Annotated in this window: 20 protein-coding genes and 1 pseudogene; 11 read left to right on the forward strand and 10 right to left on the reverse strand. The window is 47.9% G+C overall.

The genetic code is table 11. The annotated features are described in order from the left end of the window. On the forward strand, positions 1-198 hold a 198-nt coding region (locus tag QUB70_RS26455), incomplete at its 5' end, for a hypothetical protein (RefSeq protein ID WP_332984457.1). Here the strand turns inward: QUB70_RS26455 and QUB70_RS26460 are convergent. Next, positions 163-342, reverse strand: coding sequence for a hypothetical protein (locus tag QUB70_RS26460; RefSeq protein WP_332984458.1), 180 nt, complete (start codon positions 340-342; stop codon positions 163-165). The genes QUB70_RS26455 and QUB70_RS26460 overlap by 36 nt on opposite strands. Positions 343-492: 150 nt before the next feature. Between QUB70_RS26460 and QUB70_RS26465 the strand changes: the two genes are divergently transcribed. Then, positions 493-732 (forward strand): helix-turn-helix transcriptional regulator, encoded by a 240-nt coding sequence (locus tag QUB70_RS26465; protein ID WP_172186452.1) that lies wholly within the window; start codon positions 493-495, stop codon positions 730-732. 24 nt (positions 733-756) lie between these two features. On the opposite strand, the gene QUB70_RS26470 is transcribed toward QUB70_RS26465, so the two are convergent. Both QUB70_RS26470 and QUB70_RS26475 read right to left on the reverse strand, forming a co-directional pair. After that, complete coding sequence (locus QUB70_RS26470) at positions 757-1,863, reverse strand: diguanylate cyclase (RefSeq protein WP_332984460.1); 1,107 nt, start codon at positions 1,861-1,863, stop codon at positions 757-759. A 382-nt stretch (positions 1,864-2,245) separates the two neighbouring features. Then, complete coding sequence (locus tag QUB70_RS26475; protein ID WP_332984461.1) at positions 2,246-2,740, reverse strand: DUF427 domain-containing protein; 495 nt, start codon at positions 2,738-2,740, stop codon at positions 2,246-2,248. 111 nt (positions 2,741-2,851) lie between these two features. Between QUB70_RS26475 and QUB70_RS26480 the strand changes: the two are divergent. The 3 genes and pseudogenes from QUB70_RS26480 to QUB70_RS26490 form a co-directional block, all read left to right on the forward strand. Next, positions 2,852-3,187 (forward strand): annotated as a pseudogene (locus tag QUB70_RS26480) (glycoside hydrolase family 25 protein); the annotation flags it as partial. A gap of 174 nt (positions 3,188-3,361) precedes the next feature. Continuing rightward, entirely contained in the window at positions 3,362-5,320 is a 1,959-nt protein-coding gene (locus QUB70_RS26485; protein ID WP_332984462.1) for a cation:proton antiporter, read from the forward strand. 190 nt (positions 5,321-5,510) lie between these two features. Then, the gene (locus QUB70_RS26490; protein WP_332984463.1) at positions 5,511-6,332 is read left to right on the forward strand and encodes a class I SAM-dependent methyltransferase; all 822 of its coding nucleotides are present in this window, start codon (positions 5,511-5,513) and stop codon (positions 6,330-6,332) included. A 218-nt stretch (positions 6,333-6,550) separates the two neighbouring features. On the opposite strand, the gene QUB70_RS26495 is transcribed toward QUB70_RS26490, so the two are convergent. Further along, the gene (locus tag QUB70_RS26495; RefSeq protein ID WP_332984464.1) at positions 6,551-7,252 is read right to left on the reverse strand and encodes an esterase/lipase family protein; all 702 of its coding nucleotides are present in this window, start codon (positions 7,250-7,252) and stop codon (positions 6,551-6,553) included. Positions 7,253-7,411: 159 nt separating this feature from the next. Between QUB70_RS26495 and QUB70_RS26500 the strand changes: the two genes are divergently transcribed. Continuing rightward, positions 7,412-7,891, forward strand: coding sequence for an NUDIX domain-containing protein (locus QUB70_RS26500; RefSeq protein WP_332984465.1), 480 nt, complete (start codon positions 7,412-7,414; stop codon positions 7,889-7,891). 244 nt (positions 7,892-8,135) lie between these two features. On the opposite strand, the gene QUB70_RS26505 is transcribed toward QUB70_RS26500, so the two are convergent. Further along, a complete protein-coding gene (locus QUB70_RS26505) occupies positions 8,136-8,354 on the reverse strand; it encodes a hypothetical protein (RefSeq protein ID WP_332984466.1) in 219 nt (72 codons plus the stop codon). Between the two features lie 124 nt (positions 8,355-8,478). Between QUB70_RS26505 and QUB70_RS26510 the strand changes: the two genes are divergently transcribed. Next, positions 8,479-10,143, forward strand: coding sequence for a hypothetical protein (locus QUB70_RS26510; protein WP_332984467.1), 1,665 nt, complete (start codon positions 8,479-8,481; stop codon positions 10,141-10,143). A 413-nt stretch (positions 10,144-10,556) separates the two neighbouring features. On the opposite strand, the gene QUB70_RS26515 is transcribed toward QUB70_RS26510, so the two are convergent. Both QUB70_RS26515 and QUB70_RS26520 read right to left on the reverse strand, forming a co-directional pair. After that, the gene (locus tag QUB70_RS26515) at positions 10,557-11,294 is read right to left on the reverse strand and encodes a class I SAM-dependent methyltransferase (protein WP_332984468.1); all 738 of its coding nucleotides are present in this window, start codon (positions 11,292-11,294) and stop codon (positions 10,557-10,559) included. Positions 11,295-11,301: 7 nt separating this feature from the next. Further along, complete coding sequence (locus QUB70_RS26520; protein ID WP_006633481.1) at positions 11,302-11,499, reverse strand: hypothetical protein; 198 nt, start codon at positions 11,497-11,499, stop codon at positions 11,302-11,304. A 576-nt stretch (positions 11,500-12,075) separates the two neighbouring features. On the opposite strand from QUB70_RS26520, the gene QUB70_RS26525 reads away from it, so the two are divergent. Further along, the gene (locus QUB70_RS26525) at positions 12,076-14,619 is read left to right on the forward strand and encodes a mannose-1-phosphate guanyltransferase (RefSeq protein ID WP_332984470.1); all 2,544 of its coding nucleotides are present in this window, start codon (positions 12,076-12,078) and stop codon (positions 14,617-14,619) included. Between the two features lie 104 nt (positions 14,620-14,723). Beyond that, positions 14,724-15,281 carry a single-stranded DNA-binding protein gene (locus QUB70_RS26530; protein WP_332984471.1) on the forward strand — a complete coding sequence of 186 codons (558 nt, stop codon included), beginning with the start codon at positions 14,724-14,726 and terminating at the stop codon, positions 15,279-15,281. A gap of 129 nt (positions 15,282-15,410) precedes the next feature. On the opposite strand, the gene QUB70_RS26535 is transcribed toward QUB70_RS26530, so the two are convergent. Continuing rightward, complete coding sequence (locus QUB70_RS26535; RefSeq protein ID WP_332984472.1) at positions 15,411-15,761, reverse strand: hypothetical protein; 351 nt, start codon at positions 15,759-15,761, stop codon at positions 15,411-15,413. A gap of 453 nt (positions 15,762-16,214) precedes the next feature. Beyond that, positions 16,215-16,448 (reverse strand): hypothetical protein, encoded by a 234-nt coding sequence (locus QUB70_RS26540; protein WP_332984473.1) that lies wholly within the window; start codon positions 16,446-16,448, stop codon positions 16,215-16,217. Between the two features lie 223 nt (positions 16,449-16,671). On the opposite strand from QUB70_RS26540, the gene QUB70_RS26545 reads away from it, so the two are divergent. Beyond that, complete coding sequence (locus QUB70_RS26545) at positions 16,672-16,893, forward strand: helix-turn-helix domain-containing protein (RefSeq protein WP_332984474.1); 222 nt, start codon at positions 16,672-16,674, stop codon at positions 16,891-16,893. A gap of 45 nt (positions 16,894-16,938) precedes the next feature. Here the strand turns inward: QUB70_RS26545 and lipB are convergent, their stop codons facing one another. Further along, entirely contained in the window at positions 16,939-17,619 is a 681-nt protein-coding gene (gene lipB, locus QUB70_RS26550) for a lipoyl(octanoyl) transferase LipB (protein ID WP_332984476.1), read from the reverse strand. Between the two features lie 149 nt (positions 17,620-17,768). On the opposite strand from lipB, the gene hpf reads away from it, so the two are divergent. Continuing rightward, a complete protein-coding gene (gene hpf / locus QUB70_RS26555) occupies positions 17,769-18,422 on the forward strand; it encodes a ribosome hibernation-promoting factor, HPF/YfiA family (RefSeq protein WP_332984477.1) in 654 nt (217 codons plus the stop codon). The last annotated feature ends 160 nt before the right edge of the window (positions 18,423-18,582 follow it).

The following is an 18,582-nucleotide window of genomic DNA, read 5'->3' on the forward strand; positions in this document are numbered from 1 at the left end:
CCGGAAACCCTAGTAATAGGGATATTAAGACCGAAATGTCTTAAGAATCCCCGTCGCGATCGCGCGGGGAGTGTCAACACAAAGATTGCTCGAAAGGAGCGATCGCGCCTTTCCAGCTATGTGCCTTACCGTTGCGCGATCGCTTCCAAACTCAAAACTAATTTACGAGCGATCGTCCGGATCGAACACGACTATTAGGCGAGCTTCCGGCAACAACTGTCGCAAAATGCGGATCTGACCGTCTGCATCCGACCAACTGCGAAACCGACCCACGACGCTTCTTTGCAAATTGGGCAGCAGGCGAACAATAATCCAGGAATTCAGACGCTGTTTATAAGGCATAATCGATTCATGCTCCTTTCCAAAGGGGTATTAGAGCCAGTCCTTGTACTTTCCACGGTTCTGGACTGGCTATTAAACATATTGTCTAATCAATTTATTGTTTAGTCAAGATGCTTAAGCATCTTATATAAAAAATGTGCGATCGAGGTTATGCCGAAAAAGCCGGTTCCGCGACCTGAAGATGAAGAGTCGCATTTGAAGAAGCTCAGGGAAGAACTGGAGATGAGTCAGGAAGATTTGGCGCGAGAGCTTGGCGTTTCGTCGCAAACAATCAGTCGTTGGGAGTTGGGAAAGAATGTGCCGACGTTCACCGTCAAGCAGATGAAAGCTTTGGAGAAATTGCTGGCTAGCATCGGCAGGTCGATCGGCGACTTGCCAGACAATCTGTGATGGAAACGATTTTCCAATCTAAAATCAATCGGCATCTAAAATTACCCGATCGCGCCCTGCGTCTTTAGCCTGATAAAGCGCGCGGTCTGCCGCTGCAATCAAGCTTTTTTGTGCTGCGGACGATCGAGGAACCGTACTCGCTACTCCCAAACTCAGCGTCACGAGAGAACACACCTCCGAATTAATGTGTTCGATTTCTAGTTTTTTCACCCAGACTCGAATTTGCTCTGCAATCGAGACAGCAATTTCGGGTGAAGTTCGAGGCAAAATTACCGCAAATTCTTCACCTCCGTAACGGGCTACCAGCGTCTCCCCCGAAACTTCGCCTGCTGAGTAATTTACGGCTTCCAAAATAGCTTGGGCTACCTGTTGCAAGCAAGCGTCTCCGGCCTGATGTCCGTAAGTATCGTTGTATGTCTTAAAAAAGTCAATATCGCATAAAATTAAAGATAGTTCGGCTGTTTCTCCTCCCAATTCCTGCCATGTTTTCTCTAAGTATTGGTTAAAACAGCGGCGGTTTGCTACCTGAGTTAACCCATCCGAGTTGGCAAGGCGATACAATTCGGAATTAGCTGATTTTAATTGAGAATTAGCGGCTTCTAATTCGGATTGTGTAACAGATAAATTGTAATAAAGTTCGCTAATATACCAAGTAGCTTGTTGGTGAATTTGTGATAAAGCTACCAACACTTGATGCACGTCTAACAATCGGTAAACTTGAGGTTCTAACTGCACAACAATCGGCTCGTAAAGCTGTTCCGGCGACCGTTGCAGGGCCCGCTGAGCTGCCATGACAATTAAGGTGGCTCCTGGTAAAATCAAAATATCGGTTTGAGTTATTTGATACAAAGCCATAATTGGTCTGCAAGCAAATATGTCTACTCCGTAAGGGCGGCTCATGCGTTCCATAAATCGCCTGCGCGAGATCATCCCTAAAAACTCGCTATCTACGGTCAAAATAACTCCCGGAAGCAGCGGGTGAGCTTGAAATAACCTAGCTACTTCTTTGGCGAGATGTGAGGATTCAACTTGAAAATTAAATACAGCCAGCTCCTTAAGAGTAGACTCTAAAGTTAAATTTTCAGATAGTTTTTCAGGCGATTTAAAGGGCGCGATAAATTCAACAGACACAGCGCATATCCGCATAAACAATAGAGTACAAATAAAGCTAATATCAGCTATTAACTTATGTTAACATTTATTGATGAGCATTGGCTGTATTCTTTACTACACTATTTATTTCAGGGGATAAGCTGCTGCGTTAGTTTCGGCCGTGCCTGCATTCCATGAATTCATCCTCACTCAATTAGAGATTTATTGAATTATTACTCGATTTTTACTGTTGGCTTTTTGCGTCGTAAAAAAACCGGTTTCTGTGCCAGTCCTCAACAAAGGAGTGGCGCACAAAAAACTCAAGAAACCGGATTTTAAACCGGAGTCGAGGCTGTAACGAGGTTTTGCGTAAAAAAACGCGGTTTCTGCCTCTGTCCTAAACTCAAAACTCAAAACTCTCTCACCACCCCCAAGTTCCTGGCCCTCCCTTAAACGGGCCGACTATATCTTTGGTAATCCAACCACCATAAAAACTCCCTTGTTGAGCTTGTACTAATTCCCCATCCACATAACAGGCATCCATTAGGCTCGGATAAAAAGCCACATAATCTTTAATAGGCTCAAATACTTGTATGGGATTCGGATAAAACCAAGCCGCATTCGCTACTTCTTGTTCTCCCACCCTCACAGTGTAATAACCGGCTTGTCCCTTCCACTCGCACCAAGAACCCCGTGAAGTTTTGTGCAAATATTGCATTTGGATGTCTTCAGGAGAGATATAGTAGAAAGGAGGGTGACTTGTCTCCAATACCCGCTGAGGGCGGCGCGTGTCGGCAAGTGTCACTCCATTAAAAACTATCTGTACGTGTTTGGTCAATTCCTCAAGGCGAGGGGGACGCGGGTAATCCCAAACAGACTCTTGACCGGGGCCTGGTTCTATTCGATCGAACTTCACTTGCACAATCTCCCCTGCAAAAAACAATTAGCGACTTAATATTACAATTTAATGTACCTTTAATCTAGTCGCTGCTTCACACAAAACTAGCTTTTCTCAACTCTCGGTAATATGAGTATTCGCGGCATAGATGTTTGCGACTATCAGCCCAATGTTAATTGGGCTGATAGTTGCCCGTGGAGGAATTCTCTTGAGTTTTGTCAAATCGACGGAAGGTGCAACGTTAGTTTCCAAAGTTTCCAAAACTTTCGCCCGCAATTGGGCGGCCGTGAAAGCGGCGGGGATTCAACGCGGTGCTTATTACCACTTTTTTCGACCGGCAAGCAGTTTCAAGGACAAATAGATTTGTTCCTCAAAACTGTCAAACTCGATCCGGGAGATTTGCCGGGAGTCTTGGATTTGGAAACTACAGGCGGTTTGAGTGCGGGTGAATTGCGCGATCGAGCCACAACTACAGAATTATCTGATAAAGTTATAGCCAATATCAAGGTTTTTTAATCTTATTAGCAAAAGTCCAGGGCCGTGCCGAGTTTGTAAGCTGGGCAGAAAATAGCGCCTTGACTCAAATTACCCGCGATCGAACATTTAAAACTAAGCGGGCAGCCTGTAACAATCATATCTATGGAAATCCCCTTTAACATCACCCTGTTGATGGTCATGACCGTCACCTGTGGTATCAGCGCTCAAGTTCTGGCCGCTTATCTGAAAGTTCCGGCGATCGTATTTTTGCTGCTGTTCGGCATTTTAGCAGGCCCAGACTGCTTGGGACTGCTGCACCCAAATTTGCTGGGCAGCGGTTTGGAAGTTATGGTCTCCCTTTCCGTAGCATTAATTTTGTTTGAAGGCGGCTTGAATTTGGAATTGCGAGATTTGGGCAAAGTTTCCGGCAGCATCCGCAATTTAGTTACTGTAGGCACTTTAATTACGCTAATTGGCGGCGGAATGGCCGCGCACTGGCTGGGAGAATTTCCCTGGCCGATCGCATTTCTGTATGCTTCTCTAGTAGTCGTCACAGGCCCCACAGTAATCGGCCCTTTGCTCAAACAAGTATCAGTTGACAAACAAGTCGCCGCCTTGCTAGAAGCAGAAGGCGTTTTAATCGATCCTGTCGGGGCAATTCTGGCGGTATTGGTGCTGAATATTATTTTGAACGGCAATGCTGATTTGCTGGTTTTGTTCCGAGATTTAATCGTGCGACTATTAGTTGGCGCAGTCGTCGGAGTTGTGGGAGGTTGGCTGCTGGGATTGATTCTCAAGCGATCGAACTTTCTCTCAGAAGACCTCAAAAACTTAGTAGTTTTAGCCAGTTTGTGGGGATTCTTCGGCTTAGCAGAAGAAATCCGCAGCGAATCGGGACTGATGGCAACAGTCCTCTCCGGCATCGTTCTCAAAGCCGCTGCTGTCCCGGAAGAAAGGCTGCTGAGGAGGTTTAAAGGTCAACTCACAGTCCTGGCTATTTCCGTGCTGTTCGTGCTGCTAGCGGCCGATTTATCCCTCGCTAGTGTAGTCGCCCTCGGTTGGGGAAGTTTGTTCACAGTTTTAGCTTTAATGTGGGTAGTGCGGCCGGTCAACGTTTGGCTGTGCACTTGGAACAGCGGACTGAATTGGCGGCAGAAATTATTTGTTTGTTGGGTAGCCCCGAGGGGAATTGTCTCAGCGTCGATCGCATCTTTATTTGCAATTTTGCTCACCCAGCGGGGAATCAACGGCGGCGACTCCATTAAAGCCTTAGTTTTCCTAACAATTATTATGACAGTTTTCGTGCAGGGGCTGACAGCCGGATGGATGGCTCAACTTTTGGGCATCACCTCAAAATCTGTAACCGGTGCAGCAATTGTAGGGTCAAATCCTTTGAGCAGATTAATTGCTCGCTTGTTCCAAGAACGCGGAGAATCTGTGGCAATTATCGACACTAACCCGGAAGCTTGCGCGCAAGCAGAACGAGAAGGTTTGCGGGTGTTTTTGAGCAGTGCTCTCGACCACAGCGTGTTAGAAGAAGCCGGACTCGAATCGATGGGAACTTTTTTGGCAATGACTAACAACGGCGAGGTAAACTTAGTATTAGCTCAGCGAGCGGCAGAGGAGTTTGCACCGCCGAGAGTTTTGGCAATATTCCCCAAAGACCCGCAAGCAAATACACCTGCAAATCCGACTAAAATCAATCAAGCTTTTGTCTCGGATTTGTCGCTGAAGGATTGGAACGAATATTTGAGCGACGGCGAAGTAAAATTGGGGGAAACCGAGTTAAAAAGTGAGGGATTGCAGTTTCAGATTGCTCACTTGCAAGCTTTGGTTCAGGCTGGGGAATTGGCGCCGCTGCTGCTGGAAAGACAGGGATACTTGCAAGTAGTGTCAGCCGTCGAGATTTGGCAAGCGGGCGATCGAATTATTTATTTGCTGTACGATCCGACACCGAAATTGTTGAAAAGATTGTCTGGTTCGTCTCAGTCTCGCTTGATTTTGGAAAAGCATCAGGTAGTTGAAGAAGTGCCGATTCCTGATGCGGTTTTAGAGCAGGTTTTGGAGTCAGCGGAAATAGCAGAAGAGGCTGAAGTTTTGCAGCCGCCAGTTTCAAGGTAGGGGCATTAACCCTGTGTCCGATCGGTGCTATAATAGACCTCTTGCAAAAATAACTAGGGCGGGTTCTCCGGCCCATCCCACAAAATTTTTTTTCTTGTGGAATGGGGATCTTGCCCGTTCCAGAATTTGATTAAAAGGATTTTTGCAAGAGGTCTAATCTAGGTATCCCAGCAACAAGCAGGATGATTTTATGACAGCAGAAGGTTCGTATCAAGCAAAGACGTACAATCTGGAATTAGAGGGAGAAATCCAGCGGTTAAAAGCTCAAGTTTTGATAAGTTGGTTCAAGGAAGCGCGCACTTTAAAGTGGTTCGGTTTAGCCGACGGAATGAATGTTTTGGAAGCGGGTAGCGGGCCGGGATTTTTTACAGAAAAACTGTTAGAATTGCTGCCAAACAGTTCGGTAACAGCGGTAGAAATTGACCCGGTACTGCACGAAAAAGCAGTAGAATATTTGCATGAAAAAGCTGGCGATCGAGTAAATCACGTCCAAGCGTCGGTTGCGGATACTGGTTTGGCGGCTAACACTTTCGATTTTGCGATCGCCCGTTTGCTATTCGTCCACCTCCCAGATCCCGTCGCAGCAGCCCGAGAAATATGCCGCATCTTGAAGCCTGGGGGTAAACTGGTGATTGTCGATAGCGATGCGGATCTGTTTTGGCTGACAAATCCACCGCTGTCAGCCGAGATTGTCAGGGAAAAATGGAAACAGGTAATGGCACTTCGGGGCGGCAATTTGTCGATCGGGCGAAATCTGTGCCGCATTCTCAAAGAAGCTGGGTTTGTTAACGTAGATTTAGAAGCAGTTGTCAGCCACAGCGATATCATAGGAATTGAAGCATTTCAACCTTTGCTGGACTCCGGGCCGATTTTGCAAATGGTCAAACAAGGGTTGATTTCTGAGTCGGAAATAGCCAGCTATCTGGTTTCGATGGATGAGTTTGTAGCTGCGGGCGATGGACGATTGATGATGAGTTTTTGGTTGATGGCTTGCGGGGAAAAATATGAATAGACATCTCGGATAATTCTCAAGCTTTCTCCCCGCAACAGACTTGAATTGCATAAGTCTTAGATTGATACATAAACCGCAGATGTAAGGCGGATAAACCCAGATAAACGCAGATAATTGAAGGGATTCAAAGTGAAGGAAAGCAAGAAGTCTAATGACTGATGACTCCCTTTAACCTTCTGCTCTTTCCTTCGCGCTCTTAGCGCCTTCGCGGTTCGTTTCTACCGCAAATACCCAATCCAAGCCGGCAAAACCTCCGGCGAACCGTACCACTTCCCCGGAGAGCGAGGCGAATGCCAAACCCCATCCAACACCAAATTTTCAGCCCCGTCCAAAAGAGCAGCTTCCACCGGCGTAATTCCATCTCCCCAAGTTTCGCCCTTCCCCACAGTCAACTCATAACTTTTGTAAGCCAGCCAAGTCCCTAAACCGCGCTTGCCAAAAACCGCCTTCCCCGCAGCGCACACGTAGCGCACCTGCGGGTGAAAAGCCCCCGGATAGTGAATTTTGACAAAATCTAGATTTTTGCGCGTCCAGCGCTCAACAGAGACGTGCGGCGTGCCTAAAGTGATGAGAGTGTGGACGCAAGGGTGAGCGTTCCACAAACCGACATCCTCAAGCACGTCGCCGTGAATCGTGTATGGCTTTTCGCCTAAATAGATGCGAGAAATCCAGCCGCCGGCGGAATGACCGACGAGATTGATCTGGGAGACGCCGTATTGCTGTAACATTTGTTTGACCGTACGATCGAGCTGTCGCAAAATTGGCACCATCGACCGCCCGCCAAAAGTCGGCAACCAATCTCGCTTGCTCAGCGGTACTGTTACTGTTGGAAAACCTCGATCGACCAGAGATTTTTCTAATTCCCCATAGTCGGAAGCAGCAGCAAAATATCCTGGTAAAATCACCGTTGGTAATGGCATTGTCAATTTTAGATTTTAGATTTTAGATTTTAGATTATTGAATTTGCGGCCGGGGTGCTACGATCTGTTTTTCAAGTTCAAAGACGCTTGCCGAAGCATCCTTCGGATTGCTGACATCTGCCGCTCGTTAAACCTTTTGCTTAGGGAATATCTACTTCTATGGCTCGCGAGCCGATTCAAACATGGTATTTTACCCTAGTTGTCGTTCACTTAGAAGACCGTTTTCTACTGGTACAAGAGCGCAAGTACCAGCAGCAGTGGTATCTCCCAGCAGGGCGAGTGGAAAAAGGGGAGACTTTGCTCGAAGCAGCTATGCGGAATACCATCGAGGAAGCGGGCATTTCCGTCATCGTTGAGGGAATTCTCAGGATAGAGCACACAGTGATGCCTAGAGGCAATGTGCGCCTCCGAGTCATTTTTGTGGCTCGTCCACAAGATAAGACGCCTCCCAAAAGCAAGCCGGATGAGCATACTTTGTGCGCTGGCTGGTATTCTCTCAATGAATTAGACCAGTTGTCTCTACGGGGAGAAGAAGTTCGGGAAATGTTTCAATATATGGCAAGCGGTGCTCCCATTTATCCGATCGACTTGCTCACCATTGAGGGAGCTCCTTTTAAAACTTACCGCTATCGCTGGTGAGTCCATCGATTTTAGATTTTAGATTTTAGATTTTAGATTTTAGATTTTAGACTTCGGCGTGAGTGCGATCGCCCTTACCAGAAAGAATTGGTTTAAAGCCCAAAGCCTTGCAGGGAGAAATTAAAATCCGACTATTCATTACTCCAATCCTCGGACTTCCAGGTAGAGGTCGCTATAAAGCGGTCAACTGCGGTGCCCGCTCGCGTAGTCGAAGGGTCAACTGCGGTGCCCGCTCGCCCTTCGACTACGCGAGCGGATAAACTACGTCGAAGGGCTGCGGGCTGGGTTGACAGCCACTCGATACAGTTTTTTGATGGCGTAACCGAATTGGAAACGCCGATCGATCGAACTTGTCGATCGTGTTTAATAAATTTGGTTTAGTTTTGGGCCCGTGAATTTTCATCAAGGTCGATCGGGCAACTTCGAGGGCGATCGTGCTAAAATTATACCTTTGAATTCCCAACCTCTCCTCATCAAAACGAATTCACACTCAATCACAACCACAACAATATAAATTACCAATCCCCCAATCCCCCAATCCCCCAATCACTCAATCTAAAATCTAAAATCTAAAATCTAAAATTTAAATGACTGACTCTTCCTCCCTAGCAAACACCCTTTCCGAACCGCTGCGCCAGCCTTTTTGGTGGGCAGCCCTAGCTTCTATCACCCTTCACGGAGCCCTCGGAGCAAGCGCCCCGACGATCTCAAACATCCTGTACGGTGGAAATTCATCAAAAAATCTGCCCGGTTCCGTCGGCTTCGTACAACTAACTGCTGCCGAAGTCAGCCGCCTGCCGCAAACCATACCCCCGCAGGCGTCCAATACGCCGTTTTCGATCGCACCCGTTCCCCTTGGGCCCTCGCCCAAGTTAGCCGCGCCCTTGCCCCCCGCACCTCCAACCATCAACTTGCCCGCCCTGCCGCCGGGAATGCCCCCGCCTGGATTCTTTTCCCCTCTCCCTTCTTCCCCTCTCCCGCCCTTCACGGCCCCAACAGCCCCGCCCCCTCCCAAAACTCCATCCCCAACTGTCAGAACCCCCTCGCTGAATACACCAACTCTCATCCCGCAAGCCCCAGACGGCATTCAGATTTTCCCGCCATTGCCCGGTAATTTCGATCGCAATATCCCGCCGCCGCCACCATCAGTCACAGGAGAACCCCAGCTTCCCGGCGGGTCCTTGGAAGATGAGGCAGAAACGCTCAAAAGAACCATAGCCAGTAGAGGCGGACTCCCGCTATTTCCAGACGGAGCTCCAGTCTTTACCCCGGAATTCCCAATTGGCCCCAGGAATTCGGGAGATGGAGGACCAAAATTGACTCAAAAAGATCCGAATAAAAGGAATCTCATCGCAGAAACTCCCGAAGAAAGAAACAAGAGGCAACAATTTGAAGAGGGACAGCAACAGCTAGAACAGCCCGGACAACCGGGTTCAAACTTACCCGCCGACAGAGAGACACAGCTTGCGGCTGCAAATACCTATGTTGCTTTGTTTGACAGATTCAAAAAAGCTTATCCCGACTTGGAAATGACGGCGCCGACTCCTGTGAATGTCGCTTATCCCGCAGCAGCTTGCTCGCAAAAACTCGAAGGAACAGCAGTTTTCGGAGCAGTTGTCAACCCTCAAGGCTTGCTCAGGGCCGAGCCTCAGCCGATCGTCCAGACGGGTTACAGTATTCTGGACAATGCCGCTAAAACTGCGATTATTGACACTTCTCTAATATTTCCAGCAGCTAGCACGCACAAGTTTTACCAGGTGGCTGTCGCGTTTAAATACGACCAAAAAGTTTGCAGCGGCATTCCTCTCACCCCATCCACCGCCCCAACCAGGCCCAACCCAGCAGGCCAGCAGACGCCAGGGCCCAGACCAACAGCCCAGCCGCCCTCCCCAGCGCCTGCTGAAGTGAAACCGCAGTTTGAGAAGCCACCGGCCGCCTCAAACAAACCGAAGCCAGGAACCCAACCGTCGCCACCGCCCGCACCAAAGCCAGCCCCCGAACCGTCGCCGTCGCCAGAAGCTGCGCCATCTCCGGCCCCGGAAGTGTCGCCGTCGCCAGAAGCTGCGCCCTCTCCAGCCCCGGAAGTGTCGCCGTCGCCAGAAGCTGCGCCCTCTCCGGCCCCGGAAGTGTCGCCGTCGCCAGAATCTGCGCCCTCTCCGACCCCGGAAGTGTCGCCGTCGCCAGAATCTGCGCCCTCTCCGACCCCGGAAGTGTCGCCGTCTCCTGCGCCTTCTCCTGCTACCGAAAATTAATAGACCTCTTGCAAAAATCCTTTTAATCAAATTCTGGAACGGGCAAGATGCCCATTCCACAAGAAAAAAAATTTTGTGGGATGGGCCCCAGAGCCCGTCCTAGTTATTTTTGCAAGAGGTCTAATGGTTAATGGGCAATTGGTAATAATTGGTAATGCGTAATTGGGAATGGGGAATTGGTAATATCCAATCTGCTTGCTTCACTTTTGTGAGTTAGTAGTTAGTAGGGTGCGTCAGCTTCGATATTTTTTGCTTCTCAAACTAATTTCTACTTGCTGACGCACCCTACTTTCTTAACAAGCGAGATTGATTTCAATTGTATTGAATTTTATACACTTGAAATCATGAGAATCGGCGGTTAAAACCGATCCTCCACAAACGAAGTCTGCGTCCGCCGACAAGCGAGATTGATTTCAATTGTATTGAACTTTATACATTTGGAATAAGTCGCCGCTTTGCTTTTTTACTACCTTAGCGCCTGCCGCTTTAATCATTTTTTCCCAATCTTCTATTGTCTCTAAAAAGACTTCCCCGGCTCGATAAGTTTCCAAAATTGCCCAATCTTCTGCTAGAGGAGCATTGGGGTTGAGGACATCAAAAACAAAATGACCGCCCGGTTTTAGTACCCGCTTTACTTCTCCCATGACAATACTCCAATAGTCTATGGGATAGTAACAGCTAAAGCCGGTAGCGAGGCATAAATCGAACTGAGCCTCTTCGTAATTTAACTGGTGAGCGGGGGCCCATTCTACGCCTTTGAACAGCTTGGAATTGAGCTGAGGGCCGCGAGCATTTAAAGCGTCTCGCGCTGCGCTGCTGATTTCTTGACCGTAAAAAAAAGCTTCCCAATCCCGCCAAGGGTAGATCAGAAAGCTGACTCCGCAGCCAATGTCTAAACAGCGCTGATTTTTTTGAGGTTTGGCAATTTTCCAGAAGGGAGAAACTGTTTTTGCTTGGAGAGTTCCTGCGACTGATTCCAGGAAAATCGGCATTGCTTCGACTTCTTCGGGTAAGGCGAAAGCTTCTCCTCGGTATTCGCGATCGAACCGGGCAGCAACCTGCGATAGTAAAACTTGCCAGCTATCTGATTTGCCTTTGGCAAACCAAGTTTGCTCGCTTGTACTTGCTAGGCGATCGGACTTTTTAGACATTCTTGAATTACCTTTTAGAAGCTTTGAGAGCTTTTGTAAAGTTTTGGCGGTAAGGCTTATTAAAAATTAACGCGGGCCAAAGCAGGGACAGCTTTAGGCGATTTGTAAAACTTCTGTCGAAGTTAGTGCGATCGAAACCGTTCCAAAATTTCCAAATACCGCCACCGTAAGCGATCAGCAATGCCAAGCTAATTAACGTACTCATTTAAAAAAACCCCTAAGCAATGGATAGGATTTTGGGTCAGCTAGTCAAAGCGCTACCCTTAATCTATCATTTATCAGACGCCAAGGCGCACCGATACCTGTAACAGTTCCACCTTCAGAAAGAGACTTAAAAATCCCCGCTGGCCACAAACTTAAAAATAACACCCCCAAAATAGCTTTCACCGAGCAAGCAAGAAGGGACTTCTGCCAAAAGTCGATGATTCTGAGGACTTATAAGATTGAAAAATTGAAGAATGAAAGAATTGGGAATGACTACTGATGACATCAGGGTTTGGAGTACGGGCCTACAGTTGCATTCTTTTTTTAAACTGGTATTATCCAACATCCCTACAAATCCGACGAGCTCGACCGGGGGATTGCTGCGAGACCGCAAGTCCTAATTCGGTTGAAATCGGTTGCTTTTGGGGACGGCCTCGCCTTCGTGGATTTCACAGAGGTGTAACTACTCAAAAGATAATTAACGAAGAAGTGATAGCTGGCGGCCCACGAATTACAGCAGGCAAACTTTTTCTAGCGGACAATGACGGTAGAGAGGTTTCTAAGCAAGGAGGATTTTATGCGTGCAGTGCTAATGGCTGGTGGGTCGGGAACGAGGCTCAGACCCCTGACGTGCGATTTGCCTAAACCTATGGTGCCAATTTTAAATCGCCCGATCGCCGAACACATTATCAATTTGCTAAAAAGGCATCAGATTACGGAAATTATTGCTACGCTGCACTACCTTCCCGATGTCATGCGCGAATATTTTACTGACGGGGCAGAATTTGGCGTTCAAATGACTTACGCTGTGGAGGAAGACCAACCGCTGGGTACGGCTGGTTGCGTCAAAAATATTGCTGAATTGCTCGATCGAACTTTTCTGGTCATCAGCGGCGACAGCATCACAGACTTCGACTTGACGGAAGCTCTGAAATTTCACCGCAGCAAGCAATCCAAAGCCACGTTAATTTTAACTCGCGTTCCCAACCCGATGGAATTCGGGGTCGTGATTACCGAGGAAAATTACCGCATCAGCCGCTTTCTGGAAAAGCCTTCTAGCAGCGAAATTTTCTCCGATACTGTCAATACCGGCACCTACATTTTAGAACCGGAAGTCTTGGATTACCTGCCCGCAAATCAGGAGTGCGACTTCTCGAAAGACTTGTTTCCCCTGCTGCTGGAAAAAAACGAGCCGATGTACGGTTACATCGCCGAGGGTTATTGGTGCGATGTCGGCCAGCTAGATGTTTACCGGGAAGCTCAGTACGACGCACTGCATGGAAAGGTCAAATTGGATTTGACCTACTACAGCGAAGTTCGATCGGGACTTTGGGTAGGTCAGAATACTTTTATTGACGATAGCGCGATCGTCGAAGTACCGGCCATGATCGGCAACAATTGCCGGATTGGAGCCCGAGTTAAAATCGATGCCGGTACGGTGCTCGGAGATAACGTGACAGTCGGGGCGGACGCTAATCTCAAACGTCCCATTGTCTGGAACGGAGCAATTGTCGGCGAAGACGCTCACCTCAGAGCCTGCGTGATTTGCCGCAGCACCCGCGTAGACAGGCGCGCTCATGTATTGGAAGGTGCTGTGGTCGGTTCGATGTCCGTCGTGGGAGAAGAAGCGCAAGTGGGCCCGAGCGTGCGCGTCTGGCCGAGCAAAAATATTGAATCCGGCGCTCTGTTAAATCAAAATTTAATTTGGGGAGAACAAGCTAAGCGGAATTTGTTCGGTCAGCGCGGCGTTCAAGGACTGGCAAATGTGGATGTTACCCCGGAATTCGCGGTGAAATTGGGCGCGGCTTACGGCTCGACTTTGAAACCCGGGACTTCGGTATCGGTTTCTCGCGATCAGCGGAGCATTTCGCGGATGGTTTCGAGGTCTTTGATTGCGGGTTTGATGTCGGTGGGAATTAATGTGATCAATTTGGAATCGACGGCAATTCCGATCGCGCGCACGGTTACGTCTACGATCTCAATTGCCGGTGGGATTCACGTTCGCATTTCGCCCGATCGCTCCGACCACATTTTAATTGAATTTTTCGATATCAAAGGCATCAATATTACTAAAGCCGCTGAAAAAAAAATCGAGGGCGCTTATTTTAAGGAAGATTTGCGCAGGGCTCTAATTCCGGAAATTGGAGAAATGTCGTACTTTAACCAAGCTCTCGACATTTACAACCGCATTTTTGAGCGGCAGATGAATGTTGAAGCAATCCGCTACAGCAATTCTAAGGTGGTAATCGATTACGTTTACGCGGTTTCTGGAGCAATTCTGCCGCAAATGCTTGCCAAGTTCGGCTGCGATGCGGTGGTGCTCAATGCCAGTCTCAAGCAGACTTCTTTGAGCAACGGGGAACGGGAATATTTGCTCGACCAACTAGGTCGGGTGGTGAAAGCACTCAGCGCTAATTTTGGCGTGCAAGTGTCGGCCAACGGCGAACAGCTCATTTTGGTAGATGAATCGGGAATAGCTATTCGCGGGGAAATGCTGACGGCGCTGATGGTAAATTTGATGCTGACTTCTCATCCCAGAGGTACAGTGGTAGTACCGGTGAATGCGTCTTCTGCGGTGGAGGCGATCGCCCGCCGCTATCAAAGCAAGGTAATCCGCACTAAGGCGAACCCAACTGCTTTGATGGAAGCCGCTAACAGGAATCCTAATGTGGTTTTGGGCGGCAGCGGCAATATGGGTTTTATTTTCCCGCAGTTGCATCCAGGATTTGACGGAATGTTCTGCATTGCTAAAGTGATAGAAATGATGACTATTCAGGAGCGATCGCTCGGACAGATCAAAGCCGAACTTCCCCGCGTCACCCACCGCAGTTACAGCGTCCGCTGTCCTTGGACGGTCAAGGGTTCGCTGATGCGGCATTTAGTAGAAACTCATTCGCCCGATCGTTTAGAATTAATAGATGGAGTGAAGATTTTTAACTACAGCGACGACAATTGGGTATTAGTTTTGCCCGATGCTAGCGAACCGACCGTTCATATCTTCGCCAACAGCGAGGATCGAGATTGGGTATCTGAAACTTTGAAGGAGTACCGCGCCCTAGTTCACGATTTTGTCACCCAAGCCGAGGCGGCTGTTCGCCAAGATAAATTTGGGAATGGGTAATTGTTAATTGGTAACTGTTGACTGTTGTCTTTAGTTACCAATTCCCAATTCCCAATTTCCAATTCCCAATTTCCAATTTCCAATTCCCAATTCCCATTTAAGTTATGAATAGCTGCATTTTGATGGCGGAAATAATTCAACAACCGCAACTCCGTTATACTTCTGAGAATCAACTTCAGATCGCTGAGATGCTGGTGCAGTTTCCAGGGCCAAAACCTGAAGATCCGCCAGAACATTTGAAGGTGATAGGATGGGGAAATTTGGCTCAAGAAATTCACGAGAAATATCGCGAGGGCGATCGGGTGATTATTGAAGGCCGGCTGGGTATGAATACGATCGAAAGAGATGGTATTAAAGAAAAGCGCGCTGAACTGACAGCTCAAAGGATTTACAGTGTCGGGGCTGATGCAATGAGTTCGGCTCCCGCAGCTAGAACCGCTCCCGAACCGGCTCAAATTCGCGACACCGCCCCGGCTAACGTGCCGAGCAATGTGGTACCTTTAGGCTCGCACAAGCGCAGTTCTAACAGCGCTCCCGGCAGTGCTAACCGCACGTCTAGTTCGGATTGGAACTCGCATCAGTCTTCAAATTCTGAGTCCGATCGCCAGTCGGGTTCGTCTAACGAAGCTGACAATCCCGATTACGATCCGATTCCGTTTTAAAAAGTAGAGTGCGTCACTTTACAAATGGAGTGTTCGATCGAAAGTGACGCACCTTAATTTAAGAGCGATCGCACTTCAAGAAAAAAAGGGCGAGCGAATTTGGCTGAATTACGAGCTAAATTGCAAATTTTACAGCTCGATCGTCACAATTTTTTTCTTGCTTTTTTCGTCCCGCAGCACGACTGTATTGTAGGGTGATGTATCCGTCCCCAGCGGAATTGGCAGCTTAAAGCTGCCGCTCTTATGCTTCTTAAGTTCGCCTAAATCAATGCTTTTCGTTATATTGCCATCTGTTGCCAGATAAGCGGTAAGTTCACCTTTATAATCTTCAATCAAAAAGTCTTTGAAGAAAAGGACTTCTCCACTACCCTCGACATCGATAGCAAGGATGACCGTACCGCTAAACGTTGCGCCTTTTTGTTCTTCATCAACCGTCGCCATTTTAATTTCCGAGGGGTCTTGACCGGACATATCTGCCATAACTTTTTTCTCCTGAGCGGATCGCAATAATTAACCAGAATCTTACCTGACGCTAGGGGCGATCGCAAAACTCTTAGGACGTATTTCTGCATCGGTCTTGCTTCTGTCTGAGGTTAGAGAAGCCCGCGATCGCGAATTATACCACCAATTATCTCAATTCTTGAGTCAGTAAGTACAGGCCGTTAAAATTATCTCTATAATACCCCCAAGTCTCGCAAACACGGCCCAGTTAATTCGATTCGATATTTAGCATCCTTATTCTGGAGTTTTTAAGTGATTGAGTGGAGAATTAAGCCTGATATTTCTGATAATTTAAGAGCGATCGCACTTCACTAGACCTCTTGCAAAAATAGCTGGGACGGGCAAGATGCCCATCCCACAAAAAGTTTTTTTCTTGTGGAACGGGCATCTTGCCCGTTCCAAAATTTGATTAAAAGGACTTTTGCAAGAGGTCTATTCTTTCCAGTAACGGGTCAAAATCCGCATTACTTCACCTGCTAGAGGCGACGGTAAAGGCGGACTCCACTCGCCAACTTCTGCAAAACCCAAAACGTGCAGCAGATTGATGAGGCTTTCCACTTTTTTGGGAAACCCGCAAATCAACAATCGGATCGGTTGCTTTCCGATGGGTGCATTGGGAATTTCTTCGCGCAGGAGTTCGGGAACTGACTTTGGCTGTGATATCATAATTTTCAACTACACAAATAGTCGGATAGCGATCGCCCTTAAGTTTTCGAGGCTCGGGGGGCGATCGCTTTTCCGTTTGTACATCCTCAGCATAGTTCATTCGCCGCTAAAAGTCAAGCGATACGACAAAAAGTATTGCCGATACGGCAATACAAGTGTTAGTGAAGGTTGCAGGATGCTAACATCACGTTGCAAAGTCCTGGCTAGTAGTTGAGTACCCGCAGTGATCCGTTGGAAATTGGCAGTTGTGATGGCCGATCGCAATATCAGCAATAAAGAATTGGCGGCTAGAGTTGGGATGCACCCAACATCTGTTTCTAAAATCAAAACCCGCCGCCGGCTGACAAGAATTGATGAAACAACTCTTGATGCTTTGTGCAAAGCACTAAACTGCCAACCGGGAGATTTAATGGTGTATGAGGAGGAAAATTCCGATCGCACTTAAAAAACCGACTGCGATCGTTAGTGGTAAGGTTGACAGCGACGCACCTTACACATTCGATCGCACAATTTCCACTGCAAAAACGCGAGCAAACTCAGCGACAAGGATCGATCGCACTCGATCGACCTCAATTCCCGGAATAAACTGCTCCAAACTGCCAACAGGTTTATCTGGAATCCCGCAAGGTACAATTTGCCCAAAACCTTCAAGATTCGGACAAACATTTAAGGCAAAACCGTGCATAGTAATCCAGCGGCTGACTTTAATGCCGATCGCGCCTACTTTGCACCCATCCACCCAAACCCCAGTCATTCCCGGAACCCGCGAACCCTTCAGCCCGCAAACTTCCAGCACGCCCAGCAGCACTTCCTCCAACTGCCGCAAATACCAGTGCAAATCTTGCTGGTGGCGGCGCAAATTTAAAATCGGATACCCCACCAATTGGCCCGGACAGTGGTAAGTCACCTCGCCGCCCCGCTCAACTCGGTGCAGTTCCGGCTGAGTTTTGCCCGGGTCAAATTTCAGAAATTCCAGCTTTGCTCCCAGTCCCAAAGTGTAAACCGGCGGATGTTCCAGCAAAATCAGGACATCTGGCAAATCAGGATTGTCCCGGCGCTCTTGCACCAGTTTTTGCTGGATTTCCCAAGCTTTGGAGTAGGGCACTTGTCCCCAATCGAGGAGCAAGCAGGGTTGTGCGATCGGAGGTTTAGGGATGAGAGGGGAAATCATGAAAAAAATCAAGAGTGGTTTTACGGAATATTTGCGTTATTAAAATCAAGAATTGTCAACAGATAAAAAGATTTTAAAAATAAGTGTTTTGTAGAATACATAGTGCTATTGTATGAACTATACCCACGTTACAGAAGGGAGGGAGCTCTATGAAGCTTGTTATCCAGGGTAAAAATATAGAAATCACCGATGCAATTCGCGAGTACGTCAACCAAAAGATTGAAAAGGCTGTCAGCCATTTTCAAACTTTGACTACTGAAGTGGACATCCATCTGTCGGTGGCTCGTAACCCCAGGATCAATCCTAAGCAGACTGCTGAGGTGACTATCTATGCAAATGGCAGCGTGATTCGGGCTGAGGAAAGCACGGAAAGCCTTTATGCCAGCATCGATTTGGTTGCCGACAAGATAGCTCGTCAACTGCGAAAATTTAAGGAAAAACGCCACGACAACAAAACCCAGAGTAACGCCAAAACGGTTACGGCGGTTGATGAACATCCTGTAGTAGCGGATCTGATTGGCGATCGCACTCCCGAACTTCCTGGCGAGGTGGTGAGGACTAAGTATTTTGCCATGCCTGCGATGACTGTGCAAGAAGCTTTGGAACAATTGCAGGTTATCGATCACGATTTCTATATGTTCCGCAATGCGGAAACAGGCGAAATTAACGTGCTCTACGAACGCAAAACTCACGGCGGCTATGGAGTTATCCAACCCCGCAACAGCAACGGCCACGGTAATAGCAAAAATGGCAAAACTGCCGAAAGCGCTGTACCTGAAAAATCTAGTGTTGGGAAAAGCTAGATAATTGCTGACTGCTAATTGTTAATAGCTGCAAGCCGTTAGCAATTCTGGACTGAAGTCCTTACTACGAACGATTTGTAGTAATACCAATTTAATGTGAAGTTGCACATATCTCGATCCCCCTAAATCCCCCTTAAGAAGGGGGACTTTGAGCGGAATC

It is taken from the genome of Microcoleus sp. A003_D6 (assembly GCF_036702825.1).
GTDB lineage: Bacteria > Cyanobacteriota > Cyanobacteriia > Cyanobacteriales > Microcoleaceae > Microcoleus.

Excerpts from the sequence above, each read along its gene's own strand:
- QUB70_RS26460 (WP_332984458.1), bottom strand. The coding sequence starts at position 342 with ATGCCTTATAAACAGCGTCTGAATTCCTGGATTATTGTTCGCCTGCTG.
- QUB70_RS26465 (WP_172186452.1), top strand. The coding sequence starts at position 493 with ATGCCGAAAAAGCCGGTTCCGCGACCTGAAGATGAAGAGTCGCATTTG.
- QUB70_RS26485 (WP_332984462.1), top strand. The coding sequence starts at position 3,362 with ATGGAAATCCCCTTTAACATCACCCTGTTGATGGTCATGACCGTCACC.
- QUB70_RS26490 (WP_332984463.1), top strand. The coding sequence starts at position 5,511 with ATGACAGCAGAAGGTTCGTATCAAGCAAAGACGTACAATCTGGAATTA.
- QUB70_RS26495 (WP_332984464.1), bottom strand. The coding sequence starts at position 7,252 with ATGCCATTACCAACGGTGATTTTACCAGGATATTTTGCTGCTGCTTCC.
- QUB70_RS26500 (WP_332984465.1), top strand. The coding sequence starts at position 7,412 with ATGGCTCGCGAGCCGATTCAAACATGGTATTTTACCCTAGTTGTCGTT.
- QUB70_RS26510 (WP_332984467.1), top strand. The coding sequence starts at position 8,479 with ATGACTGACTCTTCCTCCCTAGCAAACACCCTTTCCGAACCGCTGCGC.
- QUB70_RS26515 (WP_332984468.1), bottom strand. The coding sequence starts at position 11,294 with ATGTCTAAAAAGTCCGATCGCCTAGCAAGTACAAGCGAGCAAACTTGG.
- QUB70_RS26520 (WP_006633481.1), bottom strand. The coding sequence starts at position 11,499 with ATGAGTACGTTAATTAGCTTGGCATTGCTGATCGCTTACGGTGGCGGT.
- QUB70_RS26525 (WP_332984470.1), top strand. The coding sequence starts at position 12,076 with ATGCGTGCAGTGCTAATGGCTGGTGGGTCGGGAACGAGGCTCAGACCC.
- QUB70_RS26530 (WP_332984471.1), top strand. The coding sequence starts at position 14,724 with ATGAATAGCTGCATTTTGATGGCGGAAATAATTCAACAACCGCAACTC.
- QUB70_RS26535 (WP_332984472.1), bottom strand. The coding sequence starts at position 15,761 with ATGGCAGATATGTCCGGTCAAGACCCCTCGGAAATTAAAATGGCGACG.
- QUB70_RS26540 (WP_332984473.1), bottom strand. The coding sequence starts at position 16,448 with ATGATATCACAGCCAAAGTCAGTTCCCGAACTCCTGCGCGAAGAAATT.
- lipB (WP_332984476.1), bottom strand. The coding sequence starts at position 17,619 with ATGATTTCCCCTCTCATCCCTAAACCTCCGATCGCACAACCCTGCTTG.
- hpf (WP_332984477.1), top strand. The coding sequence starts at position 17,769 with ATGAAGCTTGTTATCCAGGGTAAAAATATAGAAATCACCGATGCAATT.